The organism is Flavobacterium sp. GNP010 (genome assembly GCF_056428945.1).
Map to the genome: position 1 here is coordinate 51,872 of NZ_JBWJVK010000020.1, position 18,264 is coordinate 70,135.

Sequence of the window (18,264 nt, forward strand, 5' to 3'; positions counted from 1 at the left end):
AAACATTTTCAATTATTATACTTATTCTTACAAAATTTGGGAATGAATTAAAATATATAGCTATCAATCTAAATAAATAGGAATACTTCATAAAAATAGGCCGCTATCTAACAATTATCTTAAGTAACAAATGTTAAAATCATAAAAAAAGACGGCTTAAACTATTCCTTTTTTTACTTTTAGAAAATAATTAGAAACTACACTATGAAAAAAATCTTACTTTTACTGCTATTCAGTATTTTATTACCAAAAGCTTATGCCCAAGAATACTTTCCAAACAATGAAAGTATCCCTAACAAAAACACCAATTTTACGGCATTTACTAATGCTAAAATTTATGTTACTCCAACACAAGTCATTGAAAAAGGAACTTTACTCATTCAAAACGGAAAAGTAATTGCCGCTGGAGCTACTGTTGTTATTCCTAAAAATTGCACAACCATAAATTTAGACGGAAAATCAATTTATCCCTCTTTTATCGATATGTACACCAGCTTTGGGATCGAAAAACCAAAAGGGATGGGAAGCAACGAAAGAAATCCTTTATACGATACCAAAAAATCTGGACACTACTGGAACGAAAACATAAAATCAGAAGTCAACGGATATGAAAGTTTTAAATACGACCAACCCAAAGCAGAAGAGTTATTGAAAGCGGGATTTGGTGTTGTAGGTACGCACGTTCAAGACGGAATTGCCAGAGGATCAGGAACATTAATTGCTTTAAATAATTTTGATAAAAGCAGCCAATTAATTACTGATCGAGTAACCAATCATTATGCTTTTACCAGAAGTGCTACCACAAATCAAGCTTATCCAAGTTCACTAATGGGAATGATGGCTCTATTACGCCAAATGTATCTTGACTTAGACTGGTACAAAAAAGGAAATGCAACAAATAAAGATATCACTTTAGAGGCTGTAGCCAACAATGAGAAATTAGTACAAATATTTGCTTCTGAAGATAAATTAAACAGTTTGAGAGCTGCCAAAATTGGAAAAGAATTTGGACTGAATTACATCTTGAAAGGCAACGGAAATGAATTTGAACGCATTGAAGAAATCAAAAAGACCAATTCAAAATTTATCATTCCAATTAACTTCCCTGAAGCGTATGATGTGTCTGACCCAAACCAAGCCAATCAGATGGAATTGAAAGATTTGCGCTTTTGGAATCAAGCACCAACTAATCTTAAAGTGTTAGCAGATAATGGCGTTGTATTTGCCCTAACCACTGACAAATTAAAAAAACTAGAAGACTTTAGAACTAACCTACTTAAAGCCATTAAATACGGATTTGACAAAACAAAAGCACTGGAAGCGTTGACAACTATTCCTGCAGCAATTTTAGGAAAAAGCAATGAAATAGGAAGTTTGAAAACGGGTAGTTTAGCTAATTTTATTATCGCATCTGGTGAGATCTTTAATGATAAAACAATACTTTACGAAAACTGGGTTCAAGGCAACAAGTTTGTGATAAACGATATTGCAATACGAGATATTCGCGGTGATTATGATTTAACCATCAACAGCGAAAAATACAAGTGGAAAATTGATGGCGAAGTTGCCGCACCAAAATCAGAAGTAACAACTACAGACAATAAAAAAATAAAATCCAAGCTTACTTTTACCAATAACTGGATTTCTACTGTAATCAAACCAATAGACTCGACTAAAACTAGTTTTACTAGACTTATAGGATACGTTGAAGAAAATCAGAATCTATCTGGAAAAGCGGTGCTTTTCAACGGAAATGAAGTGAAATGGACTGCGATAAAAACAGCACCATTTGTAAAAGTGATTGATTCCTCAAAAATTGAAAAGAATAATGCCGTTATGCCGATTACATTCCCGAATGTGGCGTATGGTAATTTAAAAAAACCAACTGCGGAAACTATTTTATTTAAAAATGCTACAGTTTGGACCAATGAGAAAGATGGTATTTTAGTAGAATCTGATGTATTGGTAAAAAATGGAAAAATAGCTGCTATTGGTAAAAATATTACTGACGGCTCTGCGATCAATGTCGATGCAAAAGGAAAGCATTTAACGAGCGGTATTATTGATGAGCATTCGCACATTGCAATTTCTAATGGAGTGAATGAAGGCGGTCACAACTCTAGCGCCGAAGTTACCATTCAAGACGTAGTTAATTCAGAAGACATAAACATCTATAGAGATTTAGCAGGTGGAGTTACTGTTTCACAATTATTACACGGTTCAGCCAACCCAATTGGGGGACGTTCCGCAATTGTAAAATGGAAATGGGGTGCACCAGCAGAGGAAATGTTGTATAAAAATCAACCTGGTTTTATCAAATTTGCTTTAGGTGAAAATGTTAAACAAGCCAACTGGGGTATCACAAATCCAACTCGTTTTCCTCAAACAAGAATGGGTGTAGAACAAGTATTCACAGACTATTTTCAGCGTGCTAAAGACTATGATATGGCGTGGAAAAACTACAATGCCAATGGTAAAAAAGGAAACTTAAAAGCACCGAGAGTTGACCTAGAACTACAAACATTAGCAGAAATTTTAAATAAAGAGCGTTTTATTTCGTGTCACTCTTATGTACAATCAGAAATTTTGATGTTGATGAATGTAGCCGAGAAATTCAATTTCAAAGTAAGCATATTTACTCACATCCTAGAAGGGTATAAAGTAGCCGATAAAATGAAAGAACATGGCGTTGGTGCTTCTACATTCTCTGATTGGTGGGCCTATAAATTTGAAGTAAATGATGCTATTCCATTTAACGGTCCTATTATGCATAATGCAGGAGTGGTTGTTGCTTACAATTCTGATGATGCAGAAATGTCAAGAAGATTGAATCAAGAAGCTGCAAAAGCAGTAAAGTATGGTAATGTTTCTGAAGAAGAAGCTTGGAAATTTGTAACACTAAATCCAGCTAAACTATTGCATATTGATGATAAAGTAGGAAGTATAAAAGTGGGTAAAGATGCCGATATGGTTTTGTGGAACGCTAATCCATTATCGATATATGCAAAAGCAGAGAAAACAATGATTGAAGGTGTTGTATATTACGATATTGAAAACGATTTGCAACATAGAGCTTCTATTGCAAAAGAACGAAATGAATTAATTGGTCAACTTTTGCAAGAAAAAAATAAAGGAATGATCACTCAAGAACCAAAAAAAGCGGAGAAAAAAGAATACCACTGTGATACAATGGAACAATAAATACGGACCATTACAGCAAATACTTTTTCGAAAAAGTTTAGGAATTCTAAATAAAAAAATAAAAATGAATAAAAAAATATACATATTGCTATTGGTATTTAGTTTATCAATAGCTACAAAAGCACAACTAACACCGGCTTTGAAACAATCAAAATCAGTTCTTATTCTTAATGCTACGGCACATTTGGGAAATGGAACAATCATTGAGAATAGTGCCATAGGATTTGTTGACGGAAAAATAAATCTTGTTGCGGATGCAAGAGTAATTCGATTAGCGAGTGGTGCTTATGACATTACCATCGAAGCGAGCGGAAAACATGTTTATCCCGGTTTTATAGCTCCCAATTCTACATTGGGTTTAGTAGAAATTGACGCCATCAAATCATCTGATGATGAAGACGAGATTGGGACAATGAATCCAAATGTACGAAGTATCATTGCCTATACAGCCGACTCGAAAGTAATTGAAACAGTAAGACCTAACGGAATTTTGATGGCTCAAATCACACCACGTGGTGGAATAATTTCGGGTTCGTCCTCAATTGTTCAGCTGGACGCATGGAACTGGAAAGATGCGACGATTAAAGAAAATGATGGAATGCACATGAACTTTCCTGCAACTTTTAGAAGAAGTGGTTCTTGGTTTGAACCTGGTAGCATTGAACCAAATAAAGACTACGCAAAACAGATTTTAGAATTATCAACATTCTTGTCTAATGCTAAAGCGTATTTAGGAGACAGCTCCAAAGAAAGAAATTTAGTTTTAGAGGCTACCAAAGGTCTATTTGATGGCAGCCAAACCTTATTTATAAATGCCAATGAAGAAAAGCAAATCATAGATGCAGTTCAATTTGCAAAAGAAAATGGCATCAAAAAAATGGTCATTGTGGGTGGATATGAAGCGTACAAAACGGCCGAATTATTGCAGAAAAATAATATTGGTGTGTTACTCAAACGGGTACATGACATGCCTGAAAACGAAGATGATGATGTTGATTTACCATTCAAATCAGCCAAATTATTAACAGATAAAGGAGTGCTAGTAGGTTTAGAAAATAGTGGAGCAATGGAACGTATGAATACTAGAAATTTACCGTTTTTAGCGGGAACCTGCGCAGCTTATGGCCTTGACAAAGAACAAGCATTACAATTAATTACCTCTAATACCGCTAAAATACTTGGAATTGATGCGCAATGTGGTACCTTAGAACAAGGTAAAGATGCGACATTGTTTATATCTGAAGGCGATGCTTTAGATATGAGAACTAATAAATTGACAAATGCTTTTATTCAGGGTAGAATGATCAGCTTAGAAACGCATCAAACCAGAATGAACGAAAAATACAAAACAAAGTACAATCAAAAATAAAACATTTTATGGGACTATTTAATGCCATCCTAGGCAATGCATCCGAAGTGAACATTGAAAATATTTCAAGAGAATTTGAACCTATTTTAATCGACGGTGAGATCATAGAGAAAGCCTATAAACTCATCCGTGACATGTTTATTTTTACTAACAAAAGACTTATTTTAGTCGAAAAACAATTGGTAGGAACCAAAGTTGATTACATGTCAATACCTTATTCCAGTATCAAAAAATTCTCTAAAGAAAGTGCCGGAATATTAGATATGGATGCTGAATTAAAAATTTGGCTCAATAACGACAATACACCAATAATAAAAACTTTTGGCAAAGGAGGAAATAACATCAATGAAGTTTATAAAATTTTGAGTCAACACCTTTTAAAGTAGATATCAAAATTCAAAGATAAAATGGCACCAATTGAAATTACTTTTCGATTGGTGCTTTTTCTTTTAAATAGGGTATAAAATAATTGTGCCCTTGATTTATCTTACATCGCTGTTCTTCAAAATACTTTTACTTATTTGAAAAAAACATTAAACTAACATTAATAAATTATAATTTTTTACTTTAAATTATTTCATACCCATAAATAAATAGGGGTCGTATTGTTTATACTGTAAAAATAAAGGTGTAAAGCATATTTTTTAAGGGGTTATTTAAGATTTTTATATTTTTATAAAAATTTAAAACTAAAAAACAATGCGAAAAATTATTTTAAGCGTGATTTTATTCACAATTTTGGTGGCCACTCTTTTTTCAAATTATTTCATAATCGACAGTCCTGCTCCAGAGGTAGCCGTAAAATTTGATACTGGCGATACGGCATGGATGATTGTTGCAACAGCACTTGTATTAATCATGACGCCTGGTCTAGGTTTTTTCTACGGTGGAATGGTAGGTAAAAAAAATGTTATTAGTACCATGTTACAAAGTTTTATGGCTATGATCATTGTTACTGTTTTATGGGTAGTAATTGCATTCGGTTTATCATTTGGACCAACAATAGGAGGAATAATTGGCAACCCATTGCCCAATTTATTTTTTCAAAACGTAGGGACAAATACCGCTTGGAGTCTCGCTCCAACTATACCGTTTATGTTATTTGCTTTGTTTCAGGCAAAATTTGCTATCATAACACCAGCCTTAATTACTGGTGCATTTGCAGAGCGAATTCGTTTCTGGGCTTACTTACTGTTTATGGTACTATTTATACTATTGGTTTATGCTCCATTAGCGCACATGACTTGGCATCCTGATGGCATTTTCTTTAAAATGGGCGTATTAGATTTTGCTGGTGGAACGGTAGTGCACATGAGCGCTGGATGGGCTGCATTGGCTGGAGCCATATTCCTGGGGAAAAGAAAAATACAAAAAGTAAATCCTGCTCGTATCACCTATGTTTTACTAGGAACTGGTTTGCTATGGTTTGGATGGTTTGGTTTTAATGCTGGATCAGCTTTAGGATCAAATGGTTTGGCGGTACAAGCATTAGGAACCACAACTGTAGCGGCTGCGGCTGCGGGAATGACGTGGGTATTTCTTGATAAAATTTTAGGACACAAACTTTCTGCAATGGGCGCGTGTATAGGAGCCGTTGTAGGATTAGTAGCCATTACACCTGGAGCAGGTTTTGTAACTATTCCTCATGCCATTTTTATTGGTATTTTTGCTAGTATTGTCAGTAATTTAGTTGTTAGTAAATTTCCAAAAGGTAAAATTGATGATGCTCTAGATGTATTTGCATGTCACGGAGTTGGAGGAATGGTTGGTATGTTACTAACTGGTGTATTTGCATCCAAATCAGTTAATTCAGTAGTTGGCGACAATCAGGGACTTATATTTGGAGACACTACTCTATTTTTAAACCAATTGACTGCCTTAGTTATAGTTTCGGTGTTTGCTTTTTCTGCTTCCTATTTCCTATTCTTTATTGTAAATAAAATAACACCACTCCGCGTTAGTGAAGAAAAGGAAGAATTAGGATTAGATATTTCTCAGCACGGCGAATTTCTATAAATTAGCTGTTCATTAAGAAAACAACTATACAATTTTGTACGTTTAAAAAAATAAACCGAACTAAACACAAAAAAGGCTACCAAATACTGGTAGCCTTTTTGATATAGTATTCAAATCTAATTTTTACTATTTCAAAATGGTAAACTCTATCTTTGAGTCACTATAAATGCGATGTGTTTGTTTTTGAAAATCTTCTGGTTTGGCATAAAAAATATTTTCTACAAACGTTTGCGGATTCAAATCTATTAGAGGAAACCAAGTACTTTGAACTTGGATCTGGATTTTATGGCCTTTTTTGAAGGTATGAAAAACATCCTGTAATTTAATATTTACTGCCGTTTTTTCATTTGCAACAAAAGGTTCCGGTTTTGAAAAGCTATTTCTAAAACGTCCTCGCATTACTTCACTGCGAACCATCATATGATAGTTACTCATCTTTAAATAAGAGGCAACTTCTTTTGTTTCCGGCTCGTCACTTGGAAAAACATCAATCACTTTCACAATCCAATCTGCGTCAGTTCCTGTAGTAGAAACTTGTAATTTAGCTAGTATTTCACCAGCTAGTGACATATCATCAGCTAATACTTCTGTCTCAAAAACAATCACATCTTGACGCTTAGCTGCAAATCGCTGATCATCAGTCATGTATTTTCTTGGGGTAAAACCTTGCAGAATATCCTCTGAGGAAGGTACTGGTTTTTTTGGATCACTAACAAATTCTTCAAAGGCAACATTTTTCGTTGCCATTTTAGACAATTTGTTTTCTTGTAAAAAGAAATCTTGTTTTACTGTATTTTGCGGTGGCCACGCATCGTATGTTTTCCATTCTTTTCTACCAGAATCAAAAACATAAGCTTCAGGTAATTTATTCTCCCCTTTTCCATTCTCCTTTAAAAAATGACGAAAGAAATTAGCTTCTATGTTTTTTTGATAAAAACCTGAAATACTATCTCCAAAATTGATATTTCCTATTACCTGTTTTGCTGAATTTCTAGCCCAATCACCATGACTCCAAGGCCCCATAACAATAGTATTATAGTTTTTACTGTTTTTTTCAATAGTACTGTAAGTATTTAATGGACCGTACAAATCTTCTGCATCAAACCAGCCTCCTACAGTCATCACTGCTGGCTTGATATTCTTTAAATGCTGTAAAATTCCACGTTTCTGCCAAAAATCATCATAACTAGAATGATCTTTCAACAGTTGCCAAAACTCATTATCCTTACCATAATATTTGTCCAAATTTGACAAAGGTCCAGCATTCAAGAAAAATTGATAATCATCTTTGGTACCAACATCTGCAAATTTAAACCAATCTTCGGTAGTTCTCTTCGTTTTTTGCGGGCCAAATAATGGTGTCACTTTCCAATAACTCAATAAATAAGCTCCATTGTGATGAAAATCATCAAAAAAGAAATCGGAAATACATGCCTGAGGCGAAACTGCTTTCAATGCAGGATGGTTACTTAATAATGAATAAGTCGCATAAAATCCCGGATATGAAATTCCCCAAGTTCCTACATTTCCATTATTGTTTGCTACATTTTTAACTAACCAATCAATCGTGTCGTAGGTATCAGAGGCTTCATCAATATCTTTCTTATTTTTTCGATTTGGCACAAAACCACGCATATTATCATACAAACCATCGCTCATATAACGACCTCTAACATCTTGATAAACTACTATATAGCCCTCTTTCATCATCGTTTCGCTTGGTGAGATACTCCTTTTGAATTGATCTGCGCCATACGGGGCACAATCATAGGGAGTCCTTTGCATTATAATAGGATACTTTTTTGAAAGATCCTTTGGAGAATAAATACAAGTAAAGAGCTCAGCTCCATCCCGCATCTTGATATGCACTTCTTTTTTAGTATAATTAGCAGCAACATAATTTGGTGCTTTGTCTTGAGCAAAAAGAATTACACTAACGAAAAGTAATGCAATACTAAATAGTTTTTTCATGATTTTTGAATTAAAAATAGTTTTTAAAGGTAAAAAATCTCAATGAATATAAGGCCTTAAACCAAATAATTTTATCTCTATCAAATCGCTGCAAATTCAAAGAGGATAAAGAAAATAGCAACACTATTTAAATCCTTCTTGAATAAAACAACCTGCCAGTATTTAAGCAGTTGCTTAAAATTCCCTCTTTACTAAAACGACTTAAAAGAGAATTGATTAAAACATAAAGCAAAAAAAAACACTAACTACTACCTTCACAGTAGTAACAATTAGTGTTTTTAGAACAATTAAATTCTTGTCATTTCTATTTTTTAAAACGATCTATGCCAGATCTCAACCAAGCTTTGTAAGCATTTATATCTGAATTGTAACTCTCTGGTTTGTCAGACAACATCATTCCGTCATTGTCTAATATAATGTAGTACGGCTGTGCATTAGCCTTAAATTTTGTAATTTGAAAATCACTCCATTTATTTCCAACACTTACAATTTCTTTACCAGTTTCTTTAGATACATATTGCTCGCTTTTTGGCAATTCTCTTTTATCATCTACATATAAAGAGATTAATACTACTTCATTTTGTAATATTTTTAAAATTGCAGGATCAGACCAAACAAAGTCTTCCATTTTTCTACAATTGACACATGCATATCCTGTAAAGTCAAGTAAAATAGGCTTTTTTACTGATTTGGCATAAGCCAATCCTTTTTCATAATCTTCAAAAGCGATCAAATCATGTGGACCTAAATGCGCTCCTTCGGGCAAAATTTGGGCAGATGCGTTCGAACCGCCTTTAGAATTCCCAACTCCGTACGGACTTTCGCTGTAAGTCATAGGGGGCGGAAAACCAGAAATTATTTTTAATGGTGCTCCCCAAATTCCGGGAATCAAATAAACAGTAAAAGCTAAAACTACCAATCCTAAGTATAATCGTCCTACAGAAATATGATTCATAGGACTATCATGCGGTAATGTAATTTTTCCGAATAGATAAAAGGCTAATGTTCCAAAAATGGCAATCCAAATCACAAGGAACACTTCTCTCTCAAGAAAATGCAATTGCAATACCAAATCTGCATTCGACAAAAATTTAAATGCCAAAGCCAATTCTAAAAATCCTAAAACTACTTTGACAGTATTCAACCAACCACCTGATTTTGGCAATGAATTCAACCAACCAGGAAACATGGCAAACAACATAAATGGTAAGGCTAAAGCCAATGAAAATCCGAACATTCCTATAATTGGTGCTATTCCGCCTTTAGATGCCGCTTCGACTAAAAGAGTTCCTACGATTGGTCCCGTACAAGAAAAAGATACAATCGCTAATGCCAACGCCATGAATAAAATGCCTATTATTCCGCCTCTATCCGCTTGACTGTCTACTTTGTTAGCCCAAGAATTAGGCAACATAATTTCGAAAGCACCCAGAAATGATGAGGCAAATACAACAAGCAGTATAAAGAATATGATGTTGAACCACACATTTGTAGAGAGTGCATTTAAGGCATCGGCACCAAAAATCCAAGTCACTAAAAATCCCAACACCACATAAATAAAAATAATTGCAATGCCATAAATAATAGCATTTCGAATTCCTTTGGCTTTAGTTTTGCTTTGTTTTGTAAAAAAACTCACTGTCATAGGAATCATTGGGAACACACAAGGGGTTAGCAATGCTGCAAATCCTGATAAAAAAGCTATGAAGAAAATGGACCACAATCCTCTTTTCGCAGCCGGTTTTGGGTCTATAGTTGAAACTCTCTCGGACTTAGTCTCTTGTTTTTCATCAACAGCACTATTAGAAATTACTGGAGCAACTTTTGTGGAGTCTACAGGTACTAAATCAGTTGTGCTAGCAGTTGCAACTAATTTAACAACAGGAACTTTAATTGTAAAGTTTTTTTCTACATTGATACAAACGTCTTTACAAACCTGAAAGTTAAAATCAACTTTTATTTCCGTAAGCTTTGGATTTGTAATGCTAATTTCTTGTTGGATTTGAGCTTTTTTCTCAAAAAATGTTTCATTTACTTCAAAAATATCATTGTAAGCTGTTCTTGTTTTGCTTTCTTTAGCTTTTCCTACTAAGTTGAAATTCCCTTTTTGATTTTTAAAGATAATTTCTAATGGTAATGGTCCTCCATCTGGGGTAAACTGGGAGTATAAATGCCAATCATTTTCGATTACAGCATTAAATGTTAAGACGTAGTTTGTGTCTGATTTTTTCTCTATTTTGGTAGTCCATTTTGCTGGATCTAGAATTTGCGCATTACCATTGGAATAAGCCAAAAAAGCAATGAATAAAAATAATAGTTTCTTCATTAGTCTAATTGTATTTTGAGTATGTTATTTGTTGTTGTATTAATTTTAAAGCGTTCATCCTGACGAATCCCAATAACCCAAACTATTGCATTATCAGAACATAGAATCCAGACGTTTTCCTTTTTTAGTAAAGACAATTTTTCATCTTTAAAAAGCTTACTTACTTTTTTAGATTTTCCATTCATCCCAAAAGGTTGAAAAACATCTCCCTCATTCCATCTTCGTAAAACTAGTGGATAACAGATTTTATCTGCGTCAACAAATATAGTTTTATTTGAAACGATACTAATGTCAGCTACTTTACAAAGTGTAAGTTTTAAGGGAATATTAACTTCCGAATGATCTTTTTGAATATAGTATTTATCATTTGAACCTGTAAAATCTATCGGGCTTAAAATTAAGAATTCTCTATCTTTCAATAAACGATATTCTGGAGCAAAAATAGATTTTCCAGGTTGGCTTTCGACCAAATCATATATATCCTCCCACGCGGTAAACTCAAATTCTTTTAGCCATTGGTACAAATAGGATTTGAAATTGGGTAATTGTTGCAATTTCTTTAAATCAAAATAAATTGTGTCTTCCTCTTGTTTAGCTATTTGCTGGTAAATCATAATCGAAGCATCTTCGACCATCACTTGTGCTTCTTGCAAATACGTTTGCGTTTTATGAAATGACGAAAGAAAATTTGAATTCAATTCCCTTAACATCGGAACCAAATGATGGCGAATTTTATTCCGAAGGTATTTGTCAGACGCATTGCTGCTATCTTCTCGCCATTGAATAGTATTAAATTTGGCATATTCTTCGATTTCTTCTTGGCTAAATGCCAAAAGCGGACGCACTACTTTTTCGTTCTGTTCCGGAATCCCTGTCAAACCCTCTAATCCAGTTCCACGACTCAAATTAATTAAAAAAGTTTCCAAATTATCATCGGCATGATGTGCCGTAAGAATATAATCAAATTTTTCAGTCTCTAATAATTCATAAAACCAGTTATAGCGCAACTCACGGGCGGCAACTTGAGTAGAGACTTTAAAATCTTCTGCAAAAGCTTTGGTATCAAATTGTGTAATAAATACCGGAATATCATTTGCGGAAGCATATTCCTGGACAAAATTTTGGTCTTCAAAACTCTCCATTCCACGCAACTGAAAATTACAATGTGCAATCCCTATTCTATAATCCAATTGCTGAAACAAATGCAAGAGAACCATACTGTCTTTCCCGCCACTTGTAGCAAGAAGAATTTTTTTTCCGTTCAAGAACTGAAAGTTTTGACGAAGATGATCTTGGAATTTCTGTAGCATATTCAAATTTAATAAATTCATTTTGTTTTAGGTTAAAACTTCTCGCATCGCTTTTGCTTTAAGCAAACATTCCTCATACTCCTTTTCGGGAATAGATTGAGATGTAATAGCACTTCCTACAGAGAATGAAACATATTTTTTTTCTTTATTGTACAAAATGCTTCGGATTACTACATTGAAATCGAAATCACCATTTGGCGAAAAATACCCCACGGCACCACTATATAAACCCCGTTTTGTCTCTTCCAGCTGTTCAATGATTTTCATCACTGAAATTTTGGGTGCACCAGTCATACTTCCCATCGGAAAAGTGGTTTTTAATGCATCTACTGCTGAATATTGCGTGTCTAATTTTGATGTTACCGTCGAAATCATTTGGTGTACTTGCAAAAAAGAGTAAATTTTGCATAACTCTTGTACTTCTACAGATCCTTTTTGTGCCGTTCTAGACAGATCATTACGAACTAAATCCACAATCATTATGTTTTCTGATCGTTCTTTTGGGTCTAAAGCCAATTGTTTTATTGAATTTTCGTCTTCAATTGGGTCTGAAAATCGTTTGGCAGTTCCTTTTATCGGTTGTGAAATAAGCAAATCACCCTCTTTTCTTAGATATCGTTCTGGTGTAGCCGAAAGTAAAAAGTGATTGTTATTTTTAAAAAAAACAGCAAAAGGTGGTTTGGAGATTTCATTGAGTTTTAAAAACTTTTGGATTGGATCAATCGTTGCTTTTTCAGCAAAAAACTCCATACAAAAATTAGCTTCGTAAACATCTCCTTGATGAATGTGTTCTATTATTTTTGAAACTTTTTGAAGATAATTCTCCATCGGAATTCGTTGTTGGATCGTTACTAGTGCTTCAATTTCGACTTTTGACTTTTGACTTTTAACTATATTTTCAAAATCTTCCTCTACTTCATCATCACACAAATTAAGGTATTGAATTTCGAGTTGATTCCCTTTCAATAAAAATAACTTTTTAGGCTGAAAGAAATACAAATCTGGAAATCCTATTCCGTCAAAATTAGTTGATTGCAACTGCTCTATATCATTTTTTAAATCATAGGATAAATAGCCAAAAAGCCAATCTTTAGTACTTTGTTGGTATTGTTTTAAATCCTCAAAAGCATTGTGATAATCAGTTTTTATTGAAGTAAATGCGTCAACAGCGAGAACACAATCATAACTCGAATAATTCTGCGGATAGTCATTACTGTCTAAATATATGATTTCGCGAAATTGTTGTGACCAAAATAAAAGCTGTTCTTTTAACAGTTTTGGATCAGAAATATACTTGTAAATAGAAGTTCTCAAAAAGTATTGGTATTTAAAATTCAAAATTACAACAAAAAATAAACCTTCAATAAACGATTTTACTAAAATTAGCTTATTTTTTTGTAAATTTGATAGTGAGTGTTCAATTTTAGATTTTTTAAATCATTAAATCATTCCGATTATGGCTTCAAAAATTTTCATTAATCTAGCTGTTAAAGACCTTAAAAAATCTGTTGATTTTTTTACTAAACTTGGATTTTCTTTCAACCCACAATTTACTGATGAACACGCCACATGCATGATTATTGGAGACACTATTTTTGCGATGCTTCTTACTGAGCAACGATTTAAAGACTTTACCAAAAAAGAAATTTGCAATGCCCATAAAAATACAGAAGTATTAATTGCAATAGATGCTGATAGTAGAGAAAAAGTAGATGAAATGGTAAAAACTGCAGTAGATGCCGGTGGCTCAATATATACGGAACCACAAGATCATGGATGGATGTATGGACATAGTTTTGCTGATTTAGACGGGCATCAGTGGGAAATTATGTATATGGATGAAAATGCAATTCCACTATAATAATTTTCAATATGTAACCACTTAAATAATATACTATGAAAATCGCAATTATTATTATTCGAAGCCTAATTGGACTTTTATTATTATTTGCATCGGTTAGTTTCTTTTTAAAACTAGCGCCAGAACCAGAAGCTACTGGAAATTTCAAAGCTTTTAATGTAGGTTTAGTTGCCTCAACGTACTTAATTCCTTTAGCTAAATCAATAGAACTCCTCTGCGGATTGTCTTTTCTTACAGGTAGATACGTGACATTGGCCAATATCTTGATCCTTCCCATAACTTTAAATATTTTATTTATTAACTTTTTCTTGTCACCGGAAGGAATACCTATTGCGATGTTCTTATTTTTAGGAAATCTGTTTTTAATTTACAGCCATTGGGAAAATTACAAAGGTCTGTTTGTAGCAAAAGGCTAAAACAGATTCCTATAAATAAAGAAACCCGTTCAATTGAACGGGTTTCTTTATTTTAAAACAAAATTAATTATCCAATTTAGATTTTTAATTACACATGCAAAGCTCTATTATCAGTTGCTGCTAAAGCTGCTTCTTTTATTGCTTCCGCAAAAGTTGGATGCGCATGAGACATTCTTGAAATATCTTCAGCAGATGCTTTAAATTCCATTGCAGTTACTGCTTCAGCGATTAAATCCGCACAACGAGCACCAATCATATGAACGCCTAAAACTTCATCTGTTTTTGCATCTGCAAGAATTTTTACAAATCCGTCTAAATCCCCACCTGCACGAGCACGACCTAAAGCTTTGAAAGGAAAACTTCCCGCTTTATACTCTACTCCAGCAGCTTTCAATTGCTCTTCCGTTTGGCCAACAGCAGCTACTTCTGGCCAAGTATAAACAACTCCAGGAATCAAGTTATAATCAATATGTGGTTTCTGACCCGCTAAAATTTCAGCAACCATAGTTCCTTCCTCTTCTGCTTTATGCGCTAACATTGCTCCACGAACAACATCGCCAATTGCATAGATATTTGGAACTGAAGTTTGTAAATGATCGTTTACTTCAACCATTCCTCTATCTGAGATTTTTACTCCTGCTTTATCAGCATTCAAACCATCTGTATACGGGCGGCGACCAACAGAAACTAATGAATAATCTCCTTCCAGCGTAATAGTTTCTCCTTTTGCATTTTCAGCTTGAACTACAACACCTTCGCCATTTCTTTCAACTGATTTCACTTTGTGTGAAACGTAGAATTTCATCCCTTGTTTCTTTAATACTTTAGTCAATTCTTTAGACAACGAAGCGTCCATTCCTGGAATGATTCGGTCTAAATATTCTACAACAGAAACTTGCGCTCCCAATCGTAAATATACTTGACCTAATTCGATTCCGATAACTCCACCACCAATAATCACCAAATGTTTTGGTACCTCTTTAAGTTTCAAAGCTTCGGTAGAAGTGATGATTCTCCCTTTATCGATTTTGATAAAAGGTAAAGAAGATGGTTTTGAACCTGTAGCAATAATGATGTTTTTCGCTTCGATAGTTTCAGTAGTTCCATCTGCTTTTGCAACAGCAACATGTGTAGCATCAACAAATGAACCCAATCCTTCGAGAACTGTTATTTTATTTTTGTCCATTAAAAATTTTACTCCACCTGAAGTTTGATCAACAACCGCTTGTTTGCGCGCAATCATTTTCTCTAGGTTTACTTTTACTTCTCCTGAAAATTCGATTCCGTGGTCTGCAAAATGTGCAATTTCACTAAAATGGTGAGATGACGCAAGCAATGCTTTTGAAGGAATACAACCAACATTTAAGCAAGTTCCACCAAGAGTTGAATATTTTTCGATAATTGCTGTTTTGAAACCCAATTGTGCACAACGAATTGCTGCTACATATCCGCCTGGACCAGAACCTATAATGACTACGTCAAATGAACTCATAGTATATTTTTTTATTGTGTTTTTATAAAATGTTGCACAAAATTAAGGAATTAAGTTTTGTTTAAAGTTTAATTCAGAAGGTTTTTTGTTACGAATTTTTAGTAGTTAACATTTACTAATTATTGAATACCGCTATAAATTCACGTTTATTCTAAATATCAACAATTGTAGTGTTTTTAACTTCGCTAATCATAAATGTGCTATGCGTACTTCCTATATGCTGTAATGTGGTGAGTTTTGTAACCAAAAATTCCCGGTAGGCCTCCATATCTTTAACCACAATTTTTAATATGTAATCATAATCACCACTCACATGATGGCATTCAATCACTTCCTTAAGCTGTATTACTTCACTTTCGAACTTAGCGATAAACTCCCTGGTATGTTGTATTAATTTAAGATGACAAAAAACAACAAATCCTTTTTCAACTTTAGAACGGTTGACTAAAACAACATATTTCTCAATAATCCTTTCTCGCTCCAATTTTTTAATACGTTCATAAACTGCCGTGACAGATAGATTCAGTTTTAAGGAAAGTTCTTTGGTTGTTTTCTTACTGTCTGTTTGTAGTAAAAAAAGTAGTTTTTTATCTATTGAATCTAATGTCATTTTAATAAAATTTAGAATGGATAAATAATCTATAAAGTTCTTATTTACAAAGCTAATTTAGAAAATTAAATTATACTATTTACATTTAATAGTTTTAAAATCTAATATCAAACAATATGATTGATTATTAATCTAAATCACTGTTATTTTGAAAAGGTTTTATTCAAACCGAAATCTCCTAGCCCTGATAGAAGCGACATCCTTTTATTCGCCGCGGCGAATAAAAGATAAAGCGAATAGCAGGAATGGCTTCAAATAACAAAAAAACTATGAAAAATTTCAATCCCGCAGACAACATTCAGGATTTACAGTATTTTGGTGAATTTGGTGGTGTAAATCCATCGATTTCAGACTCGTCAACCTACACTTTTTTATCGGCAAAAACGATGTTCGATACTTTTGAAGGTAATATGGAAGGATGCTACTTGTATTCCCGACATTCCTCGCCGAGTAATTTATACTTAGACAAAGCCTTGGCAGCAATGGAAGGCACCGAAACAGCTAATGTATCTGCTTCTGGGATGGGTGCAATTACGCCTACACTATTGCAACTGTGCAGCTCAGGCGATCACATTGTTTCAAGTAGAACCATTTACGGAGGAACATATGCATTTCTTAAGAATTTCACGCCACGATTAGGTATCAAAACCACTTTTGTTGACATCACGAAACTTGCTGTTGTGGAAGCAGCTATTACTACCGAAACTAAAGTTTTATATTGCGAAACGGTAAGTAATCCTTTATTGGAAGTTGCAGATATTGAAGGCTTATCAAAAATTGCAAAAAAACACAATTTGAAATTGGTTGTCGATAATACTTTTTCACCATTGTCCGTTTCTCCTGCAAAATTAGGTGCTGATATAGTGATTCACAGTTTAACAAAATACATCAACGGAAGCAGTGATACTGTGGGTGGTGTAACATGTGCTTCTCAGGAATTTATCGACAGTTTGAAAAATGTAAATAGCGGTGCCAGCATGTTATTGGGCCCAACAATGGATAGTTTGCGTTCGGCTAGTGTAATGAAAAATTTACGTACACTACATATTAGAATTAAACAACACAGCCATAATGCGAAGTATTTGGCAGAACGCTTTGAAAAAGATGGATTAAAAACAGTTTATCCTGGATTAAAAAGTCACCCGAGTCATGAATTGTATTCGTCCATGATTAACCATGAGTATGGTTTTGGGGGAATGATGACGCTTGATGTCGGCACATTAGAAATGGCAAATGCCTTAATGGAATTGATGCAAGAAAAAAACTTGGGATACCTTGCTGTGAGCTTAGGCTTTTACAAAACTCTATTTAGTGCTCCAGGAACCTCTACATCCAGTGAAATTCCTATGGAGGAACAAATAGAAATGGGATTGACTGATGGTTTGATTCGATTCTCCATTGGTTTAGATAATGATATTGAAAGAACGTATCAAATGATGAAGCAATGCATGATAGAATTGAATGTGCTAGCATCAGAATCCGTTTTGGCGGAATAGTAGATACAATTTAAATTACAAAAAGCAGCAAAGTATTTTGCTGCTTTTTTTATTACCTATTTCTAATAATAAAATTCATTTAGACTTATAATATTAAAACCAATATTAACCTTAAAATCTAGAATATCTCTGTTCGATTTAAAGTGGTTCTAAAATTGATTTTCTCATCTCAAAATATCAAATGTTTATCTTGAAT

13 protein-coding genes are annotated in these 18,264 nt (G+C 33.9%); 7 read left to right on the plus strand and 6 right to left on the minus strand.

Annotation, left to right across the window (positions count from 1 at the left end; translation table 11 throughout):
- The first annotated feature begins 204 nt into the window (after positions 1-204).
- The 4 genes from AC061C_RS10040 (at position 205) to AC061C_RS10055 (ending at position 6,586) form a co-directional block, all read left to right on the plus strand.
- Positions 205-3,201, plus strand: coding sequence for an amidohydrolase family protein (locus AC061C_RS10040; protein ID WP_478291060.1), 2,997 nt, complete (start codon positions 205-207; stop codon positions 3,199-3,201).
- Between the two features lie 64 nt (positions 3,202-3,265).
- The gene (locus tag AC061C_RS10045; RefSeq protein WP_478291061.1) at positions 3,266-4,570 is read left to right on the plus strand and encodes an amidohydrolase family protein; all 1,305 of its coding nucleotides are present in this window, start codon (positions 3,266-3,268) and stop codon (positions 4,568-4,570) included.
- 8 nt (positions 4,571-4,578) lie between these two features.
- Positions 4,579-4,956, plus strand: a complete 378-nt coding sequence (locus tag AC061C_RS10050) for a PH domain-containing protein (protein ID WP_309760078.1) — start codon at positions 4,579-4,581, stop codon at positions 4,954-4,956.
- 313 nt (positions 4,957-5,269) lie between these two features.
- Positions 5,270-6,586, plus strand: a complete 1,317-nt coding sequence (locus tag AC061C_RS10055; protein ID WP_478291062.1) for an ammonium transporter — start codon at positions 5,270-5,272, stop codon at positions 6,584-6,586.
- A gap of 126 nt (positions 6,587-6,712) precedes the next feature.
- Here the strand turns inward: AC061C_RS10055 and AC061C_RS10060 are convergent, their stop codons facing one another.
- The 4 genes from AC061C_RS10060 to AC061C_RS10075 form a co-directional block, all read right to left on the minus strand.
- Entirely contained in the window at positions 6,713-8,557 is a 1,845-nt protein-coding gene (locus tag AC061C_RS10060) for a CocE/NonD family hydrolase (RefSeq protein WP_478291063.1), read from the minus strand.
- Between the two features lie 304 nt (positions 8,558-8,861).
- Positions 8,862-10,883 (minus strand): protein-disulfide reductase DsbD family protein, encoded by a 2,022-nt coding sequence (locus AC061C_RS10065; protein ID WP_478291064.1) that lies wholly within the window; start codon positions 10,881-10,883, stop codon positions 8,862-8,864.
- Positions 10,883-12,193 (minus strand): tRNA lysidine(34) synthetase TilS, encoded by a 1,311-nt coding sequence (gene tilS, locus AC061C_RS10070; RefSeq protein ID WP_478291072.1) that lies wholly within the window; start codon positions 12,191-12,193, stop codon positions 10,883-10,885. Before tilS ends, AC061C_RS10065 begins: the two co-directional genes overlap by 1 nt.
- A gap of 27 nt (positions 12,194-12,220) precedes the next feature.
- A complete protein-coding gene (locus AC061C_RS10075; RefSeq protein WP_478291065.1) occupies positions 12,221-13,507 on the minus strand; it encodes an anthranilate synthase component I family protein in 1,287 nt (428 codons plus the stop codon).
- Between the two features lie 142 nt (positions 13,508-13,649).
- Here AC061C_RS10075 and AC061C_RS10080 point away from each other — a divergent pair, with 142 nt between their 5' ends.
- Together AC061C_RS10080 and AC061C_RS10085 are read left to right on the plus strand one after the other, a co-directional pair.
- On the plus strand, positions 13,650-14,054 hold the full coding sequence (locus AC061C_RS10080) for a VOC family protein (RefSeq protein WP_478291066.1): 405 nt from the start codon (positions 13,650-13,652) through the stop codon (positions 14,052-14,054).
- 35 nt (positions 14,055-14,089) lie between these two features.
- Positions 14,090-14,470, plus strand: a complete 381-nt coding sequence (locus tag AC061C_RS10085; RefSeq protein ID WP_417970977.1) for a DoxX family protein — start codon at positions 14,090-14,092, stop codon at positions 14,468-14,470.
- Positions 14,471-14,558: 88 nt separating this feature from the next.
- On the opposite strand, the gene lpdA is transcribed toward AC061C_RS10085, so the two are convergent.
- Both lpdA and AC061C_RS10095 read right to left on the minus strand, forming a co-directional pair.
- A complete protein-coding gene (gene lpdA, locus AC061C_RS10090; RefSeq protein ID WP_478291067.1) occupies positions 14,559-15,962 on the minus strand; it encodes a dihydrolipoyl dehydrogenase in 1,404 nt (467 codons plus the stop codon).
- Between the two features lie 151 nt (positions 15,963-16,113).
- Entirely contained in the window at positions 16,114-16,572 is a 459-nt protein-coding gene (locus tag AC061C_RS10095) for an Lrp/AsnC family transcriptional regulator (protein WP_478291068.1), read from the minus strand.
- Positions 16,573-16,841: 269 nt separating this feature from the next.
- Between AC061C_RS10095 and AC061C_RS10100 the strand changes: the two genes are divergently transcribed.
- Complete coding sequence (locus tag AC061C_RS10100) at positions 16,842-18,068, plus strand: aminotransferase class I/II-fold pyridoxal phosphate-dependent enzyme (protein ID WP_478291069.1); 1,227 nt, start codon at positions 16,842-16,844, stop codon at positions 18,066-18,068.
- Positions 18,069-18,264 lie beyond the last annotated feature (196 nt).